Origin of the sequence: Streptomyces sp. NBC_01426, assembly GCF_036231985.1 — a bacterium.
Lineage (GTDB): Bacteria > Actinomycetota > Actinomycetes > Streptomycetales > Streptomycetaceae > Streptomyces.
On the sequence record NZ_CP109500.1, the window covers coordinates 5,945,722 to 5,966,271 of the forward strand.

20 protein-coding genes are annotated in these 20,550 nt (G+C 73.3%); 7 read left to right on the plus strand and 13 right to left on the minus strand.

Annotation, left to right across the window (positions count from 1 at the left end):
* Window positions 1-20: 20 nt before the first annotated feature.
* Complete coding sequence (locus OG906_RS26415; RefSeq protein ID WP_329446306.1) at window positions 21-509, minus strand: hypothetical protein; 489 nt, start codon at window positions 507-509, stop codon at window positions 21-23.
* Window positions 510-685: 176 nt separating this feature from the next.
* Between OG906_RS26415 and OG906_RS26420 the strand changes: the two genes are divergently transcribed.
* Window positions 686-1,549: an esterase/lipase family protein gene (locus tag OG906_RS26420; protein WP_329446307.1), complete on the plus strand. Its 864-nt coding sequence runs from the start codon at window positions 686-688 to the stop codon at window positions 1,547-1,549.
* 61 nt (window positions 1,550-1,610) lie between these two features.
* Here the strand turns inward: OG906_RS26420 and OG906_RS26425 are convergent, their stop codons facing one another.
* The 3 genes from OG906_RS26425 to OG906_RS26435 all read right to left on the minus strand — a co-directional run bounded on the left by OG906_RS26425 (window position 1,611) and on the right by OG906_RS26435 (window position 4,550).
* The gene (locus OG906_RS26425) at window positions 1,611-2,753 is read right to left on the minus strand and encodes a lytic polysaccharide monooxygenase auxiliary activity family 9 protein (protein WP_329446309.1); all 1,143 of its coding nucleotides are present in this window, start codon (window positions 2,751-2,753) and stop codon (window positions 1,611-1,613) included.
* A gap of 370 nt (window positions 2,754-3,123) precedes the next feature.
* Window positions 3,124-3,606 (minus strand): DUF402 domain-containing protein, encoded by a 483-nt coding sequence (locus OG906_RS26430; RefSeq protein WP_329446311.1) that lies wholly within the window; start codon window positions 3,604-3,606, stop codon window positions 3,124-3,126.
* Window positions 3,603-4,550: a GNAT family N-acetyltransferase gene (locus OG906_RS26435; protein WP_329446313.1), complete on the minus strand. Its 948-nt coding sequence runs from the start codon at window positions 4,548-4,550 to the stop codon at window positions 3,603-3,605. Before OG906_RS26435 ends, OG906_RS26430 begins: the two co-directional genes overlap by 4 nt.
* 71 nt (window positions 4,551-4,621) lie before the next feature.
* Between OG906_RS26435 and OG906_RS26440 the strand changes: the two genes are divergently transcribed.
* On the plus strand, window positions 4,622-5,014 hold the full coding sequence (locus OG906_RS26440; protein ID WP_267800331.1) for a GntR family transcriptional regulator: 393 nt from the start codon (window positions 4,622-4,624) through the stop codon (window positions 5,012-5,014).
* 113 nt (window positions 5,015-5,127) lie between these two features.
* On the opposite strand, the gene OG906_RS26445 is transcribed toward OG906_RS26440, so the two are convergent.
* Window positions 5,128-5,670: an FABP family protein gene (locus OG906_RS26445; protein WP_329446316.1), complete on the minus strand. Its 543-nt coding sequence runs from the start codon at window positions 5,668-5,670 to the stop codon at window positions 5,128-5,130.
* Window positions 5,671-5,795: 125 nt separating this feature from the next.
* A complete protein-coding gene (locus tag OG906_RS26450) occupies window positions 5,796-6,893 on the minus strand; it encodes a DUF5925 domain-containing protein (RefSeq protein WP_267800329.1) in 1,098 nt (365 codons plus the stop codon).
* A 199-nt stretch (window positions 6,894-7,092) separates the two neighbouring features.
* Here OG906_RS26450 and OG906_RS26455 point away from each other — a divergent pair, with 199 nt between their 5' ends.
* A complete protein-coding gene (locus OG906_RS26455; protein ID WP_324289532.1) occupies window positions 7,093-7,905 on the plus strand; it encodes an SGNH/GDSL hydrolase family protein in 813 nt (270 codons plus the stop codon).
* Window positions 7,906-7,917: 12 nt separating this feature from the next.
* Here the strand turns inward: OG906_RS26455 and OG906_RS26460 are convergent, their stop codons facing one another.
* Window positions 7,918-9,600 carry a serine/threonine-protein kinase gene (locus OG906_RS26460; protein ID WP_329446319.1) on the minus strand — a complete coding sequence of 561 codons (1,683 nt, stop codon included), beginning with the start codon at window positions 9,598-9,600 and terminating at the stop codon, window positions 7,918-7,920.
* Between the two features lie 281 nt (window positions 9,601-9,881).
* On the opposite strand from OG906_RS26460, the gene OG906_RS26465 reads away from it, so the two are divergent.
* The gene (locus tag OG906_RS26465) at window positions 9,882-10,151 is read left to right on the plus strand and encodes a hypothetical protein (protein ID WP_329446320.1); all 270 of its coding nucleotides are present in this window, start codon (window positions 9,882-9,884) and stop codon (window positions 10,149-10,151) included.
* 129 nt (window positions 10,152-10,280) lie between these two features.
* On the opposite strand, the gene OG906_RS26470 is transcribed toward OG906_RS26465, so the two are convergent.
* From OG906_RS26470 to OG906_RS26480, 3 genes are all read right to left on the minus strand, one after another.
* Window positions 10,281-11,492 (minus strand): CaiB/BaiF CoA transferase family protein, encoded by a 1,212-nt coding sequence (locus OG906_RS26470; protein ID WP_329446322.1) that lies wholly within the window; start codon window positions 11,490-11,492, stop codon window positions 10,281-10,283.
* A gap of 99 nt (window positions 11,493-11,591) precedes the next feature.
* Entirely contained in the window at window positions 11,592-12,380 is a 789-nt protein-coding gene (locus OG906_RS26475; RefSeq protein ID WP_329446324.1) for an ABC transporter permease, read from the minus strand.
* A complete protein-coding gene (locus OG906_RS26480; RefSeq protein ID WP_329446327.1) occupies window positions 12,377-13,363 on the minus strand; it encodes an ATP-binding cassette domain-containing protein in 987 nt (328 codons plus the stop codon). Before OG906_RS26480 ends, OG906_RS26475 begins: the two co-directional genes overlap by 4 nt.
* A 70-nt stretch (window positions 13,364-13,433) precedes the next feature.
* Between OG906_RS26480 and OG906_RS26485 the strand changes: the two genes are divergently transcribed.
* The gene (locus OG906_RS26485) at window positions 13,434-14,159 is read left to right on the plus strand and encodes a TetR/AcrR family transcriptional regulator (RefSeq protein ID WP_329446329.1); all 726 of its coding nucleotides are present in this window, start codon (window positions 13,434-13,436) and stop codon (window positions 14,157-14,159) included.
* Between the two features lie 118 nt (window positions 14,160-14,277).
* Here OG906_RS26485 and OG906_RS26490 read toward each other — a convergent pair whose 3' ends face one another.
* Complete coding sequence (locus OG906_RS26490) at window positions 14,278-15,438, minus strand: type ISP restriction/modification enzyme (RefSeq protein ID WP_443067419.1); 1,161 nt, start codon at window positions 15,436-15,438, stop codon at window positions 14,278-14,280.
* A 161-nt stretch (window positions 15,439-15,599) separates the two neighbouring features.
* Here OG906_RS26490 and OG906_RS26495 point away from each other — a divergent pair, with 161 nt between their 5' ends.
* Window positions 15,600-15,776 carry a hypothetical protein gene (locus tag OG906_RS26495; RefSeq protein WP_267800322.1) on the plus strand — a complete coding sequence of 59 codons (177 nt, stop codon included), beginning with the start codon at window positions 15,600-15,602 and terminating at the stop codon, window positions 15,774-15,776.
* Between the two features lie 6 nt (window positions 15,777-15,782).
* On the opposite strand, the gene OG906_RS26500 is transcribed toward OG906_RS26495, so the two are convergent.
* Window positions 15,783-16,532 carry a GntR family transcriptional regulator gene (locus tag OG906_RS26500; protein WP_267800321.1) on the minus strand — a complete coding sequence of 250 codons (750 nt, stop codon included), beginning with the start codon at window positions 16,530-16,532 and terminating at the stop codon, window positions 15,783-15,785.
* Window positions 16,533-16,581: 49 nt separating this feature from the next.
* A complete protein-coding gene (hmgA, locus tag OG906_RS26505) occupies window positions 16,582-17,910 on the minus strand; it encodes a homogentisate 1,2-dioxygenase (protein ID WP_267800320.1) in 1,329 nt (442 codons plus the stop codon).
* A 337-nt stretch (window positions 17,911-18,247) separates the two neighbouring features.
* Between hmgA and OG906_RS26510 the strand changes: the two genes are divergently transcribed.
* Window positions 18,248-20,488, plus strand: coding sequence for a right-handed parallel beta-helix repeat-containing protein (locus OG906_RS26510; RefSeq protein WP_329446333.1), 2,241 nt, complete (start codon window positions 18,248-18,250; stop codon window positions 20,486-20,488).
* Window positions 20,489-20,550: the final 62 nt, after the last annotated feature.

Consider the following 20,550-nt stretch of genomic DNA (forward strand, 5'->3'; position numbering starts at 1 on the left):
CCCAGGGCCGCGTCGGTGGATCAGGGCCCGTCCAGCATCAGCCGGGCCACCTCGCGCTTGAGCCCGCCGGTCTGGGCCTGGATCAGGTGGAACTGCGCCTCCCGCGAGAGCCGACCCGCCGTGTTTCCGTACGGGATCGCGCGCCCGCCGGCCACCGCCACGCAGGCCGCGGCGGCCCGTACCGCCAGGTCCAGGCTCTCGGCCCGCAGCCGCAACCGGTCCGCGGGCCGTTCCCCGGGCGGGAGTTCGTCCCGCAGCTCGTGCACCTCCCGCGTCACCCGCCGCGCGGTGACCCCGCTCGCGGGATCCGGTTCGTATGCGATCAGCCCGTACGCGCCACACGCCGCGAGCGCGTCGAGGTGCGAACGCGGCACCCCCGCCTCGGCGGTCTCCTCCACGCACGGCCGCAACACGCGCACCGCGATCTCGGTGACGGCGGCGACCAGCGGATCGACCGCCAGGTCGGGCGGGGTGGCCAGGGCGGTTCCGGAGCCGGGGACCGTGTGCATGCGGGTCGTTCTTCTGGGGCGGGGCCGGCGGGAGCCTCGACCGGCGAGTTTTTACCGACGCGTAACTTCCAAGTCTTGCTACTCGCCCGTAATTTAACGGCAGCAGCCCCCTTGTGATCCGGATCACGGGACGAACCCCCACGCTCTTTCCCCTTGACCCGCAAGGAGATCACACGATGCTGCCCTGGAGACGACTGCTCCGCCCGCTGGCCGTCCTCGCCCTCACCACCGCCGCGCTCGTCGCCCCCACCACCCCCGCCGCGCAGGCCGCGTCGGCACCCGGCAGCGGCTGGAACAACTGGTCCTGTCGGCCGACGGCCGCCCACCCCCGCCCCGTCGTCCTCCTCCACGGCACCTTCGGGAACTCCGTCGACAACTGGCTCGGCTTCGCCCCGTACCTCGTGAACCGCGGCTACTGCGTCTACTCCCTCGACTACGGGCAGCTCCCCGGCGTCCCCTTCTTCAACGGCCTCGGCCCCATCGAGAAGTCCGCCGCCCAACTCGACGTGTTCGTCGACAAGGTGCTCGCCGCCACCGGCGCCGCCAAGGCGGACCTCGTCGGCCACTCCCAGGGCGGCATGATGCCGCGCCACTACCTGAAGTTCCTGGGCGGAGCCGCCAAGGTCAACGCCCTCGTCGGACTCGCCCCCGACAACCACGGCACCACCCTGAGCGGGCTGACGCGACTGCTCCCGTACTTCCCCGGCGCCGAGGACCTGATCAGTTCCGCGACCCCCGGCCTGGCCGACCAGATCGCCGGCTCGGCCTTCATCACCCGCCTGAACGAGGGCGGGGACACCGTCCCGGGCGTGAAGTACACCGTGATCGCGACCCGCTACGACGAGGTGGTCACCCCCTACCGCAGCGGCTTCCTCGACGGGTCGAACGTACGCAACGTCGTGCTCCAAGACCTGTGCGCCCTGGACCTCTCCGAGCACGTGACCATCGGCCTGACCGACCGCATCGCCTGGCACGAGGCGCTCAACGCACTCGACCCGGCACACGCCGAACGGACCACCTGCGCCTCGGTCTTCGAGTGACGAGGCACGGGCAGTCCGTCCGGCCGGCCTGACGTGACGTGACGTGACGTGACGACAGGGCCTAGCGGCCGTGGCGGCCCGCGGCGCTCCGGCGGCGGGCCGCCCCGAACAGCACGGCCGCGCCCACGGCCAGGGCGCCGGCCCCGGCGATCGCGATCGCCGGGGTGGCGCTGTTGCCGCCCGTCTCCGCGAGGTTGCCGTCCTTGGGGGTCACCGGGGACTCCGAGGCGAGGAGGGGAGCGGCGGCGTTCTTGGCGTTGGTCTTGGGGTCGTCGTCACCGTGACCGTGGTGCTCAACCGAGGACTTGACCGCGCCGGCCGCGATCTGCTGGTCCGTGGGCGCCTTCGCCAGGGGGCAGTCCTCGTCGGTGCCGGGCACGCCCGTACCGGGCTTGGTGCCCGGCTTGCCGGGCGCCTTCGACGGCTTGCCGTTCCCGCCGGTGCCCGGCTTCGCGCTCGGGCCGGTACCGGCGCCCGTGCCGGTGCCGGTACCCGTGCCGGTGCTCGGCTTGCCGGTGGGCTGCGCGCCGCCGGTGCCGGTGCCGGTGCCGGCGCCCGCGGCGTTGTCCTTGCCGAAGACGACGTCGGAGCAGCTGTAGAAGGCCTCCGGGCTGTCCGAGCGCTGCCACACGCTGTAGACGAGATGGCGGCCGCTCTTCTTCGGGACGGTGCCGGAGAAGACGTAGTCACCGTTCTGCATGCCGGGGTCGGTGACCTTCACGAACGGCTTCGACTCCAGGTCGGACCACTTCAGCGGCTTCGTCGGGTCGTAGCCGTCCTTCGTCACGTACAGCTCGAAGGACCCCTTGTGCGGGGCGGTGCCCTTGTAGCGGAAGGTGTGCGCGCCCGAGGTCATCGAACCGGCCGGCCAGTCGGCGCGGGGCAGGTCCAGGCCCTTGTACTTGGCGTTGCCCGCGGAGCACAACTGCCCGTCCGGGATGAGGGACTTGCTCTGGCCGGCCGCGTTGGCGATGTTCACCGCGTTCCAGTCGTAGAACGCCTGCGCGCCGCTCGCCGCCACCGCCGCCTTGCAGGCGGCCGACTTCGGGGACTCCGGGCCCTCCGCGTAGCACGCCGCCACCCGGCTCACCGGGTCCGTCATCGAACCGTGGGCGGCCGCGGGCACGGCGGCGTACGCGGCCACCGCGAGCGGGGCCAGACCGACGGCGGCGATTCGGGCGGCGGTACGGCGTGCGTGGCGCATGGATGGAACTCCTCTGGACAAGACGGCGGAACGGGCTGAACACGTCAGGGGCGGGCCGGTGCGAGTCGGCCGGGCCGACGCCGTCCCTCACGGGTCGCGGCGCCGCCTGGGCCCTCCCTGGCTCGGCCAAGCTAGCCCCCCGAAACCCCCGTTCGGCCCGGATCCACCGCCGATCGGAGATCCTTAGGGCGCGCTTAAGGCAGGGACAAGCGCCACCTCAGGAACACGCCCGCACAGCCCCGGGAACACGCCCGCACAGCCTCCGGAACACGCCCGTACCACCTCGGGGGCATGTCTCGGGGACGTGCCTCGGGACGTGCCCGGGGCGTGCCTCGGGACGTGCCGGGGCGTGCCGCGAGGCCGCGTCCGTTCAGCCGAGGAGCGCGGCCAGACCGGCCGGCGTGCGGGACTGGCGCTCCAGGGCGTCGAGCGCGCGGACCGCCTCCTCGGCGGCCTCCGGGTCGCTCGCAGCGAGTCCGCTCGCCTCGAACTCGTCCTCGTCCAGGCGCAGGACCAGGGCCCCGTCCGCCGAGACCCACAGGTCCAGGTCCAGGTCCTCGACCAGGATCTCGCCGTCCCGGACCACGGCCGGGCGGGTGATGTCGCAGTACCAGCCCTTCAGGACGCCGTCGCCCGTCCGGACCTCCTTGACCGCGTACCAGCGGCCGCGCCAGAAGTGCTCGGTGAACACGTCGCCCGGCTCGAAGCGCACGAACCCGAAGTCGCGCACGGTCGCGGCCGCCCAGGGGGCGCGTACGGAGATCCGGTCGCCGGTGTCGGCGAGGAGCCCGGCCGGATAGCGGATCTTGGTGCGGCCCGCCTTGGTGAGGGTGACGTCGACGCGCTCGCTCATCGTGCCGTGGGCTCCAGACGTTTGGTGAAACGGGTCTCGGTGGCGCAGATCTCGTATCCGAACCACGAGTTGATCGCGAGCATCGGGCCGTTCTCGGCGTCGTTGCCCGTGAAGGCCTCCGTGCAGCCGGCCGCGACGGCCCGGCGCAGGGAATCGATCTTGGCGAGTTTGGCCAGGCCGCGGCCCCGGTGGGCCGCCAGGGTCCCGGTCATCCCCGAGGCGTAGCGGCCCGTGCCGTCGGTCCGGGCGGCGGTGAACGCGGCCGGCTCGCCGCCGACGAGGACGACCGTGGTCAGCTCCTTGTCGAGCGAGGGGTCGTGCCAGACGCCGCTCAGCCAGTCCTCGTAGTCGTCCAGCTCCACCGGCAGGTCGCCCGGCTCGTCCCGGCTCACCGCCGCGTCGGCCTCGTAGAGCGGGCGCGGATCGTCGACGAAGGCGGAACCGGGGCGCAGCTCCACCCCCGGCGGCAGCTCGGCCGGGTACGGGGGAAGGACCGCGGAACCGAGGTCCAGCCGCAGGAAGTGGGCCGAGCGACCGGCACGGTAGCCGTGCCGCTCGGCGAAGGCCCGGTGGCCGGGTTCGTCCATGACCCAGGCGTACGTCTCCACCGCGCCCTGCGCGACGAGGTGCTCCTCGGCCGTGCGCAGCAGGGCGGTCCCGGCTCCGCGTCCCCGGTGGTCGGGATGGACGTACGCGTTGACGAAGGACGCGCCCGGCTCGGCGCTGTCGTGCGCGATGCCGACCTGGGCGGTGCCGACGACCCGGCCGTCCCCGGTCTGCGCGAGGAGCAGCCGGTAGCGCTTGGCGGGGTGGGCGGAGGCGAGTTCGTGGGCCACCCCGGCCCCATTGGCGATCATGAACGGGAGTGCGGCGCGGCGCACCGCGGCGACGGCCTCGGCGTCGAGCGGGTCGCCCGGGCGCAGGTCGCGGAGGGTGAGGGTCATGGCGCCGACGCTAGGACGATCCGAGCGGGGACGCCTCCGAATTACGCGGGCGATGGGAGACAATCAGCCGCGTGACCCCGACTCCCGCGCACCTGAAGATCAAGATCGACGGCTCGGCCGGCGCCGCCGCCCCCTACGAGCAACTGCGCGCGCAGATCTCCGAGGGAGCCCGGACGGGGCGGCTGCCCGTGGGGTTCAGGCTCCCCACGGTCCGCGCCCTCGCGGAGGAACTGGGACTGGCGGCGAACACGGTCGCGAAGGCGTACCGGGCACTGGAGGCGGACGGAGTCGTCGAGACCCGGGGCCGCAACGGAACCCTCGTCGCGGCCGCGGACGACTCGGCCTCCCGGGAATCGGCCACCGCCGCGCAGGCGTACGCGGAGCGGGCCCACCGGCTGGGGCTGACCTTCGACGAGGCCACGGCCGCCGCCCTGGACGCGCTGCGGGCCCGGTACGGCAAGTAGGCCGGCTCTCCCGGACCCTTCCCGGCACTTCCGGACTCTTCCCGGCACCTCCGGGCTCTTCCGGGCTCTTTCGGATCGTGCCGGGGCCGCGGCGCCCGGCACCGCGCCCGGCCTCAGACCTTGTGGCGTCCCAGTTCCGCCCGGAGGTGGTGCCGCAGGGGCTGCCCCATCGCCGCCATCTCCTGCGTGATCGTCAACTCCCCGTCGGCGAAGGAGTACCGGCGCCTCATGCCGGTCACCTCCTTCGCCCGCGGGGTCCGCTCCACGTGATCGGTCTCGATCTCGATCTCCGTGCCGGACACGCGTCCCACGTACGTCTCCACGATCCCGGTCGGGTGGGCCAGCGTGACCTCCAGCGAGGCGTCCGGCATGACCCGCCACCACCCGCTCTCCCGCCCCGAGGGCCGCAGCGGCGCACCGGACTCGTCGATCAGCCAGGCCCGCGACTCGTACCGCAGGAAGGGCCTGCCGTCGTGGCTGAAGGTGATCTCCTGCTCGTACCGGAAGCCCTGCTCCAGGGTCGGGTACTCGCCCCGCCCCCGGCCGTGCCAGCGCCCCAGCAGGGCCAGCACCGGCGCGAGCTGCGGGTGCGGCTCGGGGCCCTCGCCCGGCGTGAGGCTGTCGGGGTACGGATTCTCCTGCGCCGACTGGGGCACGGGGCACTCTCCTGTTCGGTGGGTCCTCCCCGCGGCGGGCTCGCCCGGCCGCCGGGGCTGCGACTACGGCGCCATTGTCCCCGCCCCGCCGGCGCGGGGGCGGCACCGCCCCGACGCGGCCCGCACTACAGGTACAGCCCCGCCTCGGTCCCGTGCCCCTGCGGGGGCAGCAGCGCGGCCGGCCCGGCGCCCCGCCGGAGGGCGAACAACTCGGCCAGGGTGGCGCCCTCGCGGGAGACCCCCTCGTCGGTGCCGAGCCAGTCCACGGCCTCGCGGTGCGTCAGCCGGCCGACCTCGATGCGGGCCAGGCAGCGGCCCGGCCGGACCACCGCCGGGTGGAGCCGCTCCAGATCCTCGTTGGTCGTGACGCCGACCAGGACGTTGCGGCCCTGGCCCAGCAGACCGTCCGTCAGGTTCAACAGCCGTGACAACGCCTGCCCGGCCTGGTGCCGGGCCTCGCCGCGGATCAGCTCGTCGCAGTCCTCCAGCAACAGCAGTCGCCAACGGCCCTTCGCCGTGCCCTCGTCCTCGCCGATCGCGATGTCCATCAGGTAGCCCACGTCGTTGAACAGCCGCTCCGGGTCCAGGACGCAGTCCACCTGGCACCAGTCCCGCCACGACCGCGCCAGCGTCCGCAGCGCCGAGGTCTTCCCGGTGCCGGGCGGGCCGTGCAACAACAGCAGCCGGCCCGCGATGTCGTCGGGGGTGACCTTCATCAGCCGGTCCATCGCCCCGGCCACCGGCGCCGTGTAGTTCGAGCGCACCTCGGGCCAGGTGCCGGCGGCGATCTGCCGGGTCGTGCGGTACGGCCCGCGGCGCGGGGAGACGTACCAGAACCCCATCGTGACGTTCTCCGGCTGGGGTTCGGGCTCGTCCTGAGCCCCGTCCGTGGCCTCCCCGAGCACGCTGGTGGCGAGTTCGTCGCTGACGGCCGTCACCGTCACGTCCGCGCCGCGACTCCAACGCGACACGAGCACGGTCCAACCCTCGCCCTCCGCGAGGGTCGCGCTGCGGTCGGTGTCGCGCGCCGAGCGCAGCACCGTCGCGCCGGCCGGCAGCAGGGTCGCTTCGGCCTTCACTCGTTCGATGGAAACGCTCTGGGAGTAAGGCTGCTCGCCGGAGGCGAACCGGCCGAGGAACAGGGCGTCGACGACGTCGGACGGCGAGTCGCTGTCGTCTACGTTGAGCCTGATCGGCAGGGCCTCGTGCGGGTTGGCTGGCATGGCGCCCATGATCCGGCACGAACTGACCCCGTGCACCCGTGTTTCGCCGGAACGGGTGCTCAAGTTCCCTCTTCAAACGCATGGGGAGTGAAGATTCCGGCGCAAGCCTGCCCCGAACATTCTTGGCATGGACACTTCCAGAAGTGCGCGGCTGCTTGTACCACGGACTCAGGAGTAACCCCCACAAGGAGCCGCACACATGAGCAAGAGAATGTCGCGCTTCGCCGCCCTCACCTCCTCCCTGTTACTCGCCGCGGGCGCCGCCCTGTTCGGCGCCGGTCAGGCGGCCGCCTCCGCCCGGGCCGACTTCGGCTACGTCGCGCTCGGCGACTCGTACTCGTCCGGCGTCGGCGCCGGCAACTACGACGGTTCGAGCGGCAACTGCAAGCGCACCAGCCGCGCCTATCCGGCCCTCTGGGCCGCCGCCCACTCCCCGCAGACCTTCTCCTTCGTCGCCTGCTCCGGTGCCCGAACGGGTGACGTCCTCGCCAACCAACTCGCCCCGCTGAACTCCGGCACCGACCTGGTCAGCATCACCATCGGCGGCAACGACGCCGGTTTCTCCGACGTCATGACGACCTGTGTGCTCCAGTCGGAGTCCACCTGCGTCAACCGCGTCAACCAGGCCAAGGCCTACGTCGACTCCACCCTCCCGGGCAAGCTCGACCAGGTCTACGACGCCGTCTCCGGCCGATCCCCGGGCGCCCACGTGGTCGTCCTCGGCTATCCCCGCTTCTACAAGCTCAACGGATCCTGCGTCACCGGCCTGACCGAGGGCGAACGCGCCGCCATCAACGGCGCGGCCGACTACCTCAACGCCGCCGTCGCCAAGCGGGCCGCCGACCACGGCTTCACCTTCGCCTCGGTCGCCGGCGCCTTCACGGGCCACGAGATCTGCTCCGGCAGCCCGTGGCTGCACAGCGTCAACTGGACCAACATCGGGGAGTCCTACCACCCGACCGCGGCCGGCCAGTCGGGCGGCTACCTGCCGTCCTTCGCCTCCCAGGCCTGACCCGGGCCCCGTCTAGAGCGTGACCCCCGGGCTCGGCGCCGGCGACGGCGTCGGGCCCGGGGAGCCCGGTGAACCGGAAGGACCGGGGGAGGAGGCCCCGCCCGTCGGGGTCTCCTTCTCGCAGGTCACGGAGAACTCCAGCCACGGCGAGGTCACCCGCGCGGGGCCCCGCACCTCCAACCGGACCGCGTCGTCGAGGGTCGCGCCGGCGCGGTGGCCCGCCTCGACGTGGTCGACCTGCCGGGTCGTGGCACCGTTCGCCTCGTACGAGAGGTCCTGCCAGCGGGGCTCCGACCCGTCCGCCGACCCGCCCCGGGTGACCCAGCGGTACTCCAACCCCGCGGGAACCCGCGCCACCTCCACGGTGCCGGTGAAGGCGGGCGCGTCGACCGGGGCCGGCGGGCAACTGCCCGCGTAGCGGCCGCGCAGGGTGTGGACGTACACGGTGACCTTCTGCGCGGGCGCTCCGGCGCTCGCCGATGCCGACGCCGACGCGGAAGCGGAGGGGGAAGGGGAGGGGGCGGTCGAGGGGGACGGCGACGGCGTCGACCGCGTGGCCGCGGGACCCGAACCGCCGGCCCCGCCCGCGGAAGCCCCGGCCGTGTCCCCGTCGTCCTTCCACAGCAGCCAACCCAGCAGGACCAGCGCCAGGAGCAGCACCACGATGCCCACTGTGAGCACCGTTCCGGCCCGCCCCTGCGGGGGCGTCGCCCCCGAGGCGGACACGACCGTCGGCGCCGTGCCCGACCCCGGTGGTACCGGCAGGGGCATCGGGGTCGCGGCCCGGGAGCCCGCGTCGTGATCGTGCCCGTGCAGGGCCGTCGCCACCGGCCCCGACACCGGTCCGCCGGCGGCCCGCGCCGTGCCCCCCGCGCCGATCACCCGCAGCATCCGGGAAGCCTCCGCCGCCGACAGCCGCTCGGCGGGATCCTTCCGCAACAGCCCCTCCAGCACGGGCTCCAGCGCGCCGGCCCGACGCGCCGGGGCCAACTCCTCGTCCACCACCGCCTGCAGCGTGGACAGCGGGGTGTCCCGCCGGAACGGCGAGGCCCCCTCGACGGCCGCGTACAGCAGGACGCCGAGCGACCACAGGTCCGACGCGGGACCCGGCTCGCGGCCCAGAGCCTGCTCCGGGGCCAGGAACTCGGGGGAGCCCACCACCTCGCCGGTCATGGTGATGGCGGAGGAACCCTCCAGGCTCGCGATGCCGAAGTCGCCCAGCACCACCCGGCCGTCATTGGCGATCAGCACGTTGGCGGGCTTGACGTCCCGGTGCAGGACCCCCGACTCGTGCGCGGAGCGCAGCGCGGCCAGCACCTGCTCGCCGATGTGCGCGGCCCGCTGCGGGGGCATGGGCCCCTCGCCCTCCAGCACCTCCGCCAGGGACAGCCCGCGGATCAGCTCCATCACGATCCAGGGACGGCCGCCCTCGCTCGCCACGTCGTACACGGTGACGACCCCGCGGTGGGAGACCCGGGCCGCCGCCCAGGCCTCGCGCTCCAGGCGCCGGTACAACCGCTCCACCTCGGCGGTGTCCAGTCCGGCGGGTGCCCGCACCTCCTTGACGGCGACCTCGCGACCCAGCACCTCGTCGCGCGCCCGCCAGACGATCCCCATGCCGCCCCGACCCAGGGGGCCCAGCAACCGGTACCGGCCGGCGATGACACGCCCGTCCTCATCCGCATTCCCACTCATCCGAGCCCCCGAACGTGTTACCGGACGATCACTCCAAGTTAGCGCAGTGTGCGCCGTGTGGCCCCTGTCACGACAGGACTCCCCGTATGAACCGACGCGGCTTCCGAGGGGGCGTCAATTCCGCCCATTCTGTGCGGAGAGTGACGATTGACTCCGGTGAGTAATCGTCAACTCCCCGTAGGTATAGGGGTAATTCACACCACCGGGATACCCGGGCGCGACGCGGGGGCGATAGGGTTAACCTGCCCGGGCCGGGTGCCCTCGTACGGGTGGGGAGAGACATGGAACAGATAGCAATGCGCAGCAGGCCGCCTCGCGTGCCTGCCATCACTTGCGGGAGCAGCGCGACCAGCTCGCGCCTCGACCGCCATCTCGCCGTGCTGGGCGGTCCCGCCGTCCCGCACCACGAGACCGCCGAGGCGACGCTGCTGATGCGCGAGCTCACCGCCCGCGATCACACGCACGTCCAGCGGAGCCGGAGCGCACGCGTGGCGCTGTTCGCGCCGCTGCGCCGACTGCGTCGCACGCTCTTCGGCAGCCGCCGCTTGTAACTGCCCGCAGAAAGCGGCCGGTTGACCCGGTCGCGCCCACCCGGCTCGGTACGTGTTCCCGGTGTCACCGGTGTCGTCGGTCTCGTCGACGTCATCGGCGTCATCGGTGTTCTTCCGGTGTGGCCCACCTCAGGCGACCACGCCGTCCTGGCGCAGAGCCGTGATCTGCGCGCCCGTCATCCCCAGGGCGCGCAGCAGGGCATCGGTGTGTTCGCCGAGCGCGGGTACCGCACCCATCCGCGCCGGCGCGCCGTCCGGCAGCCCGATCGGCGGCAACAGCGCGCGCAGCGGACCCGCGGGCGATCCGATCTCCCGCCAGCGGTCGCGCGCCGCCAACTGCGGATGCGCCGCCACCTGCGCCACCGAGTTCAGCCGCGCGCAGGCGATGCCCGCCGCCTCCAGCCTCCGGATCGCCTCGTCCGCGTCCAGTGCGGCCAGCGCCCCGGCCACCACCGCGTCGGTCCGCTCCCGGCCCAGGGTGCGGGCCGCGTTCGTCGCGAACGCCGGATCGTCCGCCAACTCCGGCCTCTCCAGCACCTGTTCGGCCAACCGTCGCCACTCCCGGTCGTTCTGGACCGACAGCAGCACCCGGTCCCCCTCCGCGGTCGGGTAGGCGTCGTAGGGTGCGATCACGGCGTGGGCGAGACCGGTCCGCACGGGCTGCTCCCCGCCGTGCATCGTGTGGTGCAGCGGGTGTCCCATCCACTCGGCGAGGGCGTCCAGCATCGACACCTCCACCCGGCCCCCGCGCCCGGTGATCCCGCGGCGCAGGAGCGCGGCGAGCACCCCCGAGAACGCGTACATGGCCGCCGCGATGTCCGCGGCCGGGATCCCCGCCTTGACCGGTCGCTCCGGGGTTCCGGTCACCGACACCAGCCCCGCCTCGCACTGCACGAGCATGTCGTAGGCGCGCTTGTGCGCGTAGGGCCCCTCGGTGCCGTAGCCGGAGACGTCCACGGCCACCAGCCGCGGGTACCGGGCGCACAGCGCGGCCGAGTCCAGCCCGAGCCGGGCGGCGGCCCCCTGGGCGAGGTTCTGGACGAAGACGTCCGCGCCGGCGAGCAACGCGTGCAGGACCTCCCGGCCACGCGCGTCCTTCAGGTCGAGCGCCAGCGACTCCTTGCCCCGGTTGGCCCACACGAAGTGCGAGGCCAGACCCTTCGCGGCGGTGTCGTAGGCACGCGCGAAGTCGCCGCCGTCGGGGCGCTCGACCTTGATCACCCGGGCGCCGAGGTCGGCGAGCTGGCGGGTGGCGAAGGGGGCCGAGACGGCCTGTTCGACGGCGACGACGGTGACACCGTCGAGGGGGAGCGGATCCTGGGGGCGTGAGTCGGGGGTCATGGCAGCCTGCCTACCCGGTCCGACCCGGATCTGTCACCCCCCGCCCGGCCGCTCCGCCCCTGCTCTCGGTCCCGACGACGTCCCGGTCCCGACCGCGTCTCAGTCCCGACCGCGCGCGAACCGGCGGGTGGCCAGCGGCACGAAGACGGCCAGGATGACGAGCGACCAGAGCAGCGCCCCGGCCACCGGGTGCGCGGCCGGCCAGGCGGCCCCGGCCGCCGGCTCCCCGCCCGGGTTGCCGCACAGGGCGCGCACGGCGCCGGCCACGGCGCTGATCGGGTTCCACTCGGCGACCGTCCGCAGCCAACCGGGCAGTCCGGCGGTCGGCAGGTAGGCGCTGGACAGCATCGGCAGGACGAAGGTGGCGCCGCCGAGTTGACCGGCGGCCTCCTCGCTCTTGCTGAGCAGGCCGAGGTAGGTGCCCACCCAGGCGGAGGCGAAGCGGAACAGCAGCAGCACCCCGAGGGCCCCCAGCGCGCCCGGCAGTCCGTTCTCGATCCGCCAGCCCATGGCGATCCCCACCAGCATCAGCGGCACCATGGACACCCCCGTCGTCAGCAGGTCGGCGGTGATCTGCCCGAGGGGTACGGCGGTCCGACTCATCGGCAGGGTGCGGAACCGGTCCGTCACCCCCCGATGTGCGTCCTGTGCGGCCGTGAACAGGCCCGTCATCAGCCCGTTCGCGGCGGTGGCGGCGAGCAGGCCCGGAAGCAGGAACGCGCGGTACTCGGAACCCGGCATCGCGAGCGCGCTCCCGAACACGTAGCCGAAGAACAGCAGCATCATGATCGGCATGGTCTGGGTGAGCACCAACAGCGCGGGAGCGTGCCGGGCCTTCTGCAACTGGCGGGTGACGACGGCTCCGCCGTCGGACAGCAGGGTGCTCATGCCGCGTGCTCCTTCTCGGGTGAGGCCTCGCGGACCCGGGTAAGGCGCAGGAACACCTCGTCGAGGGTGGGTGGCCGCAGGGTCGCGTCGGTGACCGGGATGCCGGCCGTGTCGAGGGCGCGGATGATCCGCGGCAGGGTCAGCCCGGTGTCGGGCACGGTCACGCCGACGGTGAGGCGTTCCCCGTTCAGGACGGGCCGGCCCCCGGTGAGTCGGTCCAGCACGGCCGCCGCGCCGGCGAGGGCGTCGGGGTGGGTGACGGTGACCTCGGCGTGGGAGCCGATCCGGGACTTGAGTTCGGCCGGGGTGCCGGTGGCGACGGCCCGCCCGCCGTCCACCACCACGATGTCGTCGGCGAGCCGGTCCGCCTCCTCCAGGTACTGGGTGGTGAGGAGCACGGTCGTGCCCCCGCCGCCCGGGCCCTTCGCGCCGACGAGTTCTCGAACCGCGGTCCAGATCCGGTCGCGGGCCGCCGGATCGAGGCCGGTCGTGGGCTCGTCCAGGAACAGCACGCGGGGCCGGGCGATCAACCCCGCGGCCAGGTCCAGGCGCCGCCGCATGCCGCCCGACCAGGTGGAGGCGGTGCGGTCGGCGGCGTCGGCGAGTTCGAAACGCTCCAGCAGCTCGTCGGCGCGGGCACGGCCGGCGGCCCCGCGCAGCCCGGCCAGGCGGGCGAAGAGCCGGAGGTTCTCCCGGCCGGTGAGGTCTCCGTCCACCGAGGCGTACTGGCCGGTGACCCCTATGTTGCGGCGAACGGCCCCCGGGGCGCGGGTGACGTCGTGCCCGGCGACCAGGGCCCGCCCGGCGGTGGGGGCGGTGAGCGTGGTGAGGATCCGGACCGCGGTGGTCTTGCCGGCGCCGTTGGGGCCCAGGAGCCCGCAGATCGTGCCCTCGGGCACGGCCAGATCGAGCCCGCGCAGGGCGCGCACCTCACCGTAGGACTTCTCCAGACCTTCACTAAGTACAGCGTACGTAGTCGTCATGTGTGGCACCCTACCTCACTGCGTACGGTGTACGTAACTAGGATGGAGGCGACGAACGAGGTGATGAGCGATGACCCCCAGCGGCCGCCCCGCTGAACCCGAAGTGATCTGGGCCCGCCCGCAACGCGCGGGCCGGGGCCCCCGCCCCGCCCACAGCCGCGAGTCGATCGCGGCCGAGGCCGTGCGGATCGCCGACGCGGAGGGGATCGAGGCCGTCTCCATGCGCCGCGTCGCGGCCGGGATCGGGGCCGGGACGATGTCCCTGTACAACTACGTGCCGCGCAAGGAGGACCTGTACGAGCTGATGGTCGACGCCGTCAGCGGGGAGTACGAACTGACCCCGCCCACCGGCGACTGGCGGGCCGACATGCTCGCGCTGGCCGGCCAGACGCGCGACCTGATGCGCCGCCACCCGTGGCTGCCCCGGCTGCTCACCCCGGTCCACGGCTTCAGCCCGCACGCCCTGCGGTACCTGGAACACAGCCTGGCCTGCCTGGAGCCGCTGGACGCGCCCGACGGGCGGAAACTCGAACTGGTCGCCGCCGTCAACGGCACCGTGGCCACCTACGTGGGCGGCGAGTTGGCCCTGGCCGAGCGGGCTCGCGCACTGCCCTGGAGCGAGGCCGAGGAGCAGGGCGTACGGGCGGCGTGGCTCGGGTCCCGGCTGGCGAGCGGGGACTACCCGCGGCTGGCCGGCGCCCTCACGGCGCTGCCCTCCGTCCCCGCCGACACGGCCGAGCCGGACGAGCTGTTCGACCGCTGGATCACCCGGCTGCTCGGCGCCTGGGGGGCATGAGCGGGCGGGGTCGGGGGCACCCCAGGGGCCCGTGCCGGGCGGGTACCCGGCCCGCGGAACGGCGGCGTCGACCGTGCGCCCGGGGCGCCGCCGCGCTCGGGTTCACCCCCGCTCGGGTTCACAGCAGGGCGAACTGGCCGCCCGGGCCCTCCTCCCGGTGGTCCAACACCGAGGCCGGGCGCCGGGCCCCGCGCGGCGGCGGCAGCACCCCGAGGGCTTCGAGCTCGGTGGCCGTGATCGACGGCCCGGGCTCGAACGCCGCCCGCTCCGGCGCCAGATCGGCCAGCAGCGACAGGCTCGTGACCAGCGCCAACAGTTCCGAGGTCCACGACTGCGGCCACTCCCCGGGCCCCAGCGCCTCCAGCCCGTCCACACCGTCCGAGCGGTGCGCCGTCCGGGCGGCGAACCAGGACTCCAACACCCGCTCGCCCTGGGACTCCTGCTCCCACGCTCCCGGCGGCACGGGGGAGATGGTCCCGTCCCCGAGGCCCAGGGTCTCGGTGTCCGGGTCGTACGACAGCTCCGGCGGCCACGCCGTGACCGCCGAGCGGACGTACGGCCGCCGCCCGCCGGGCAGCCGGGGCGGCTCACCGCCGCGCGCCCCGCGCAACTGGACGGTCAGCAGGCGCTGCCCGAGCTCCAGCCCGGCCCGCCAGCGTTCCGGGTCGGCCGCCAGCGGGACCTCGTACGCGCCCCGGGCCCCGGGGCGGCCCGCCGCGAGGACCCAGCACAGCACGTCCTCGGGAGTGACCCAACCGCCGAGCCGCTCGCCCAGCAGGTGCAGCAGGCCCGGTGCCAGGTTGGGCTCCGCGCCGCCGGGGCGCCGGTGCAGCGGGCGGATCCGGCCGAGCCGACCGGCCGGGAGATGGGCGGTGACCAGCGGTTCCGGCGTCTCCACGACGAACAGCTGGTGAGCGTCGCGGACCCGCCACAGCTCGGGGCGGGCCCGGTCGATGAGCCGCTGGTCGGGCAGCAACCACTGCTCGTCGAACGCTGCGGTCAGCACCCGTACGGGCTCCGGGAACGGGCCCGGCGCCTCGGCGAAACGGGCCGTGGACGCGGACCGCTGCCCGGGCAGCGCGGCGGCCCCGGAGGCAGGGGTACGGGCCCGGGTCGGACGGAACAACCTCTCGCGCTCGGCCCCTTCGGCGCCGGCCAGGGCCGTCCAGCGGGCCCGCAGGGTCGAGGGCTCGGGGGCCGTCACCCAGCCCCGCCCCAGACGCAGGGAACCCACGGCCCAGGGCATCAGATCGTCCAGCAGCGGTACGTCGTCGCTCACCCGGCAGATGGTAGCGAGGGGAGGCGACGCCCGGGCCGTGTCCAGGCCGAAGCGTTACGCTCCTTATGGGCGCATCTGTACCGGTGCGCGGACCGAGCCTTTGCATCCCTGCGTGGACGATCCCGTGTGGACCGACCCCTGTGTGACCGAGGAGACGGCTGATGAGTCAGTACGACGAATACTCGACTCCTTCCCAGGCCGAGGGCGAACGCCTCGACGAGGACATGGACGAGCGGGAGAAGCGCCAACGGCACCCGCAGACCACGCGCACCACCCCCTCACAGGCGGAGGGCGAGCGGGTCGCGGAGGACGACGGGAAGCAGGGATCGGGCGCGTAGACCGGCTCAGTGCGCGTCGACCGTCACCGTGAAGGAGAACCGGTCGCCGCGGTAGCGGATGCGGGCCACGTCCACCACCCGGCCCTCGTCGTCGTACGTCACGCCCGTGTAGTGCAGGATCGGGCTCAGCAGCGGGACCTGGAGCAGCGCCGCCGTCTCCGGGTCCGCGAGCCGCGCCTCGACGGTGTCCGTGATCCGGCTGATCTTCACCCCGACGAGGTCACGGAGGACCTTGGTCATCGGGAACCGTTCCAGGTCGGCCAGATCGATGGACTCGGCCAGCTCCGTGCGGACCGCGTTCTCCGCCCAGTTCGTCGGCTCGCCGCTCACGCTGTCGTGGCGCAGCCGCCGGTACGTGACCAGCTCCGACGTGTCCGGGAAGTGCTCCAGCAGCTCCCCGGACACCGCCGTCCGCTCATGACCGAGAATCGTCGTGCGCTCACCCGACTGCTGGGCCACGATCGCGTCGACCGAACCCAACAACCGCACCGGGGCCCCGCGCCGCGCCCCCGGCTCGATGAACGTTCCGCGCCGCCGGTGCCGACTGATCAGGCCCTCGCCCTCCAACTCCTTGAGGGCTTGGCGCATCGTCAGCACGCTCACCCCGTAGTGCCCGGCCAACTGCTCCTCGGTGGGCAGGCGCAGCGAGGCGTCCGGGGCGCGCCCCAGTATCGAGGCGCGCAGCGACTGGGACACCTGGTACCAGAGCGGCAACTTCCGGTTCAGTACCAGGGAGTCGGGGGCGAAGGCGGTCACGGGTGGTTCTCCGTACGGCTGGACGTCTGGGTCGGGCGTGCAGCGAATGTTAGGCGCGGAAGTGGCGCTCCAGACCCCGCCAGACGTCGTCGTATCCGCGCTGAAGGTGCTCGGCGTCCGCCGCCTGGGCGGTGGCGACGATGGGCCAGCGGGTCTCGAACATGAAGGCCAGCCCGTCGTCGATCTTCTGCGGCTTCAGCTCGGCGGCGCTCGCCCGGTCGAAGGTCTCCCGGTCCGGGCCGTGCGCGGACATCATGTTGTGCAGCGAGCCGCCGCCGGGCACGAAGCCCTCGGCCTTCGCGTCGTACGCGCCCTCGATCAGGCCCATGTACTCGCTCATCACGTTGCGGTGGAAGTACGGCGGACGGAAGGTGTCCTCGCCCACCAGCCAGCGCGGGGCGAACACCACGAAGTCCACCCCGGCCAGCCCCGGGGTGTCCGAGGGCGAGGTCAGCACGGTGAAGATCGACGGGTCGGGGTGGTCGTAGGTGATCGAGCCGATGACGTTGAAACGGCGCAGGTCGTACACGTACGGGACGTGCGTGCCGTGCCAGGCGACCACGTCGAGCGGCGAGTGGTCGTACGTGGCCGTCCAGAGGTTGCCGCAATACTTGTTGACCACCTCGGTCGGGCGGTCCACGTCCTCGTACGCGGCCACGGGCGCCCGGAAGTCCCGGGCGGCGGCCAGGCCGTTGGCGCCGATCGGGCCGAGGTTCGGCAGCTCGAAGGGCTGCCCGTAGTTCTCGCAGACGTAGCCGCGGGCGTCCGCGTCGAGCAGCTCGACGCGGAAGCGGACCCCGCGCGGGATCAGCGCCATCTCGCCCGGGCGGGCGCTGAGCAGGCCCAACTCGGTGCGCAGCAGCAGCCCGCCGCGTTCGGGAACGATCAGCAGCTCACCGTCCGAGCTGCTGAACACCCGGTCCGTCATGGCGGCGTTGGCGGAGTACAGGTGGATCGCCATGCCGGCGCGCTGGGCGGCGTCACCGTTCCCGCCGAGGGTCCACAGGCCGGCCAGGAAGTCGGTGCCGGGTGCCGGCTCGGGCAGCGGGTTCCAACGGAGCCGGTTCGGATCCGGCACGGTCTCGGTGAAGGGCGCGCTGCGCAGACCGCCGTTGTCGACGCGGGTGAACGGCGGGTGCGCCGCCGAGGGGCGGATCCGGTAGAGCCACGAGCGGCGGTTGTGGGTGCGGGGCTCGGTGAACGCGCTGCCGCTGAGCTGCTCGGCGTAGAGGCCGAGGGGGGCGCGCTGGGGCGAGTTCCGGCCGTGGGGGAGTGCGCCCGGAACGGCCTCGGAGCTGTGCTCGTTGCCGAATCCGGTGAGGTACTCCAGCGCCTCCGCGGTCTTCCTGGCCTGCTCGCTGGTGTCGCCGTCACTCATGGAACGCTCCCGGTCTGCCGTAGGAATCCTATGGGTGACAGTAGGATTCCCGGGTCCCCGCGTCAACGGTGACCTTCCGGCCGGCCCGCGCGCCCCGCCCGAAGAGGCTCCGTTCGGCCGTGTCGAGCCGTGCGGGGCGGCACTCGGCTCCCGCCCCGGCTCCCGCCCCGGCTCCGCGCTGCCGGTCCGTGGCCGTGCCCGTACTCGTACTCGTACTCGTGCCTGTGCCTGCGCCCGTGCCCGTGGTCGTGCTCGGCCCGGCGGGTTCCGGCGGGTGGCGAACCGATTCGCGTCGAGGGGGGTCCCAAAAGATGAACATTGCTCTACTCTCTCGCGCATGTCGTGGACCCGCAGGTTTCCTGCCGTGCCGGCGGCGCTCCTCGCCGCCCTCCTCGCGTTCCTGTCCCTCCTCGCCGCCGCGCCCGCCGCCCGCGCGCACGAGGAGCGCCCCGTCACCCTCCCCGACGGCAGCGGCTCCGTGCCCGAGTACCGCAAGGCCGAGCCCGACCTCCTGGTGTGCAAGACCGACCGGCCCGCCTTCGAACGCCGGATAGCGGCCTTCCCGCAGGAACTCAGGCAGCGCAACCTCGCCCTCTACGCCCAGTGCGAGAAGACCGGCTTCCGTCACCTCCAGGAGGCCGTGGACGCCGTGGACCGGCCGGGGATGAACATCGCGATCCTGCCCGGCCTGTACGAGGAGGAGCCCTCGCTCCCCAAGCCCACGGGGGAGTGCGCCACGCTGAAGGCGCCCAACTCCTCGCTCGGCTACCAGATCCTGTCCTACGAGCAGCAGGAGCGGTGCCGGCACAACCAGAACCTCGTCGCGATCCTCGGCAAGACGAACCTCCAGATCGAGGGCACGGGCGCGTCCCGCCAGGACGTGGTCATCGACGCCAAGTACCAGAAGCTGAACGCCATCCGCGCCGACAAGTCCAACGGCATCTACTTCCGCAACTTCACCGCCCAGCGCACCACCTTCAACTCGCTTTACGTGCTCGCCGGAGACGGCTTCGTCATCGACGACGTACTGACCCGCTGGAACGACGAGTACGGCTTCCTGACCTTCGCGAGCGACCACGGCCTCTACAAGAACTGCGAGTCCTACGGCAACGGGGACTCCGGCATCTACCCCGGCAGCGCCTCCGACATCAACGACGGCCGCGGCTACGACGTCCCCCGCTACTCCATCGAGATCACCGGCTGCCGCAGCCACCACAACATGGTCGGCTACTCGGGCACGGCCGGGGACTCCGTCTGGGTCCACGACAACGAGTTCGACCAGAACATGGGCGGCGCGTCGATGGACAGCGCCTTCCCCGGCCACCCCGGACTCCCGCAGAACCACGCCCGGTTCGAGCGGAACCTGATCCACGACAACAACCAGGACTACTACCGTCACGTCGCCGACGGCACCTGCGCCAAACCGCCCATCGAGCGGGGCTACGAGCAGGGCGTGGTCTGCCCGCAGATCTCCATGCCCCCGGGCACCGGCATCATCACCGCCGGCGGGAACTGGAACCTGTACGAGGGCAACTGGGTGTACGGCCACCAGCGCGCCGGATTCTTCCTGAGCGCCGTCCCCGCCTTCATCCGCGGCGAGGAGGCGTGGGACAAGCAGGCCGACACCTCCCACCACAACCGCTACGCCGCCAACATCCTCGGCAAGGACAAGTCCGGGGCCTCCCGCCCCAACGGCATGGACGTCTGGTGGGACGGACAGGGCAGGGGCAACTGCTGGCAGGACGGCCCGGACGGTTCCACCCCCGGCACCCTGCCCGAGTGCGGCGAGCGTCGCGGCGCCGTCTCCGGCGGCTCCGCACGCCTCGCCGGCGAACCGGTCAAGCTCGTCCAACTGCTGGTCTGCGCCGACTACAACGTCCAGGCCCGCAAGCTCCCGGCGGGCTGCGACTGGTACGGCGCACGAGGCCTGGAACGGGTCGAGACCCAGCTCGCGCTGGCGGTCGCGGCCGTCCTGCTGCTGGTCGGCGGAGTCCTGTGGTGGCGCCGGCTGCGCGGCTCCCGAGGGGGGACGATCGCCTCGCTGCTCGGCCTGGCCGGGCTGTGCCTGGACGTGGCCGGTTCCACCACGGCCCTCACCCCCACCTTCGTGCCGGCACTGGCCCTGCTCCTCCTGGGGCTGTGGTGGACGGGGGTCTGGCTGGTCCTGCGCGCCGACCGACCATGGCTCGCCCGGCTCACCCTGCTGCTGGCCGCCCTGACCCTGCTCGACGCCTTCGACAGGGCCGTCCTGATGATCCCCTGGATCCCGCTCGGCCCCGCCTGGGCACGGGCGCTCGTCGCGGTGGTGTGGGTGCTCTGGGCGGTCGTCGCCTCGGCCCGTCCGGGCACGCCGGCCCGTCCGGCCGGCCCCGGCGGCGACCCCGACGGAGACCGCGCCCCGACCCCCGACGGCCCGCCCCCGGCCCTGAGTACCGCGGCCGCCCCCGGCCCCCGCTCCGCAGCCACCGCCGGAGGACCGGCCGCCGCCGAACCCGCGGCAACCATCGGAGGCCCGGCCGCCAGCACCGGAGGCCCGGCCGCCACCGAGCCCCCGGCCACCGCCGGAGGCCCGCAGTGAGCCGAGAGCCCGCCGACCGCACCCGCTGCGACGCCTGCCCGGCCCCGCCCCGCGCGGACCGC

Excerpts from the sequence above, each read along its gene's own strand:
- OG906_RS26480 (WP_329446327.1), bottom strand. The coding sequence starts at position 13,363 with ATGACGACTACGTACGCTGTACTTAGTGAAGGTCTGGAGAAGTCCTAC.
- OG906_RS26425 (WP_329446309.1), bottom strand. The coding sequence starts at position 2,753 with ATGCGCCACGCACGCCGTACCGCCGCCCGAATCGCCGCCGTCGGTCTG.
- OG906_RS26420 (WP_329446307.1), top strand. The coding sequence starts at position 686 with ATGCTGCCCTGGAGACGACTGCTCCGCCCGCTGGCCGTCCTCGCCCTC.
- hmgA (WP_267800320.1), bottom strand. The coding sequence starts at position 17,910 with ATGAGTGACGGCGACACCAGCGAGCAGGCCAGGAAGACCGCGGAGGCG.
- OG906_RS26415 (WP_329446306.1), bottom strand. The coding sequence starts at position 509 with ATGCACACGGTCCCCGGCTCCGGAACCGCCCTGGCCACCCCGCCCGAC.
- OG906_RS26495 (WP_267800322.1), top strand. The coding sequence starts at position 15,600 with ATGAGTCAGTACGACGAATACTCGACTCCTTCCCAGGCCGAGGGCGAA.
- OG906_RS26510 (WP_329446333.1), top strand. The coding sequence starts at position 18,248 with ATGTCGTGGACCCGCAGGTTTCCTGCCGTGCCGGCGGCGCTCCTCGCC.
- OG906_RS26485 (WP_329446329.1), top strand. The coding sequence starts at position 13,434 with ATGACCCCCAGCGGCCGCCCCGCTGAACCCGAAGTGATCTGGGCCCGC.
- OG906_RS26460 (WP_329446319.1), bottom strand. The coding sequence starts at position 9,600 with ATGAGTGGGAATGCGGATGAGGACGGGCGTGTCATCGCCGGCCGGTAC.
- OG906_RS26465 (WP_329446320.1), top strand. The coding sequence starts at position 9,882 with ATGGAACAGATAGCAATGCGCAGCAGGCCGCCTCGCGTGCCTGCCATC.
- OG906_RS26435 (WP_329446313.1), bottom strand. The coding sequence starts at position 4,550 with ATGACCCTCACCCTCCGCGACCTGCGCCCGGGCGACCCGCTCGACGCC.
- OG906_RS26430 (WP_329446311.1), bottom strand. The coding sequence starts at position 3,606 with ATGAGCGAGCGCGTCGACGTCACCCTCACCAAGGCGGGCCGCACCAAG.
- OG906_RS26470 (WP_329446322.1), bottom strand. The coding sequence starts at position 11,492 with ATGACCCCCGACTCACGCCCCCAGGATCCGCTCCCCCTCGACGGTGTC.
- OG906_RS26475 (WP_329446324.1), bottom strand. The coding sequence starts at position 12,380 with ATGAGCACCCTGCTGTCCGACGGCGGAGCCGTCGTCACCCGCCAGTTG.
- OG906_RS26450 (WP_267800329.1), bottom strand. The coding sequence starts at position 6,893 with ATGCCAGCCAACCCGCACGAGGCCCTGCCGATCAGGCTCAACGTAGAC.
- OG906_RS26455 (WP_324289532.1), top strand. The coding sequence starts at position 7,093 with ATGAGCAAGAGAATGTCGCGCTTCGCCGCCCTCACCTCCTCCCTGTTA.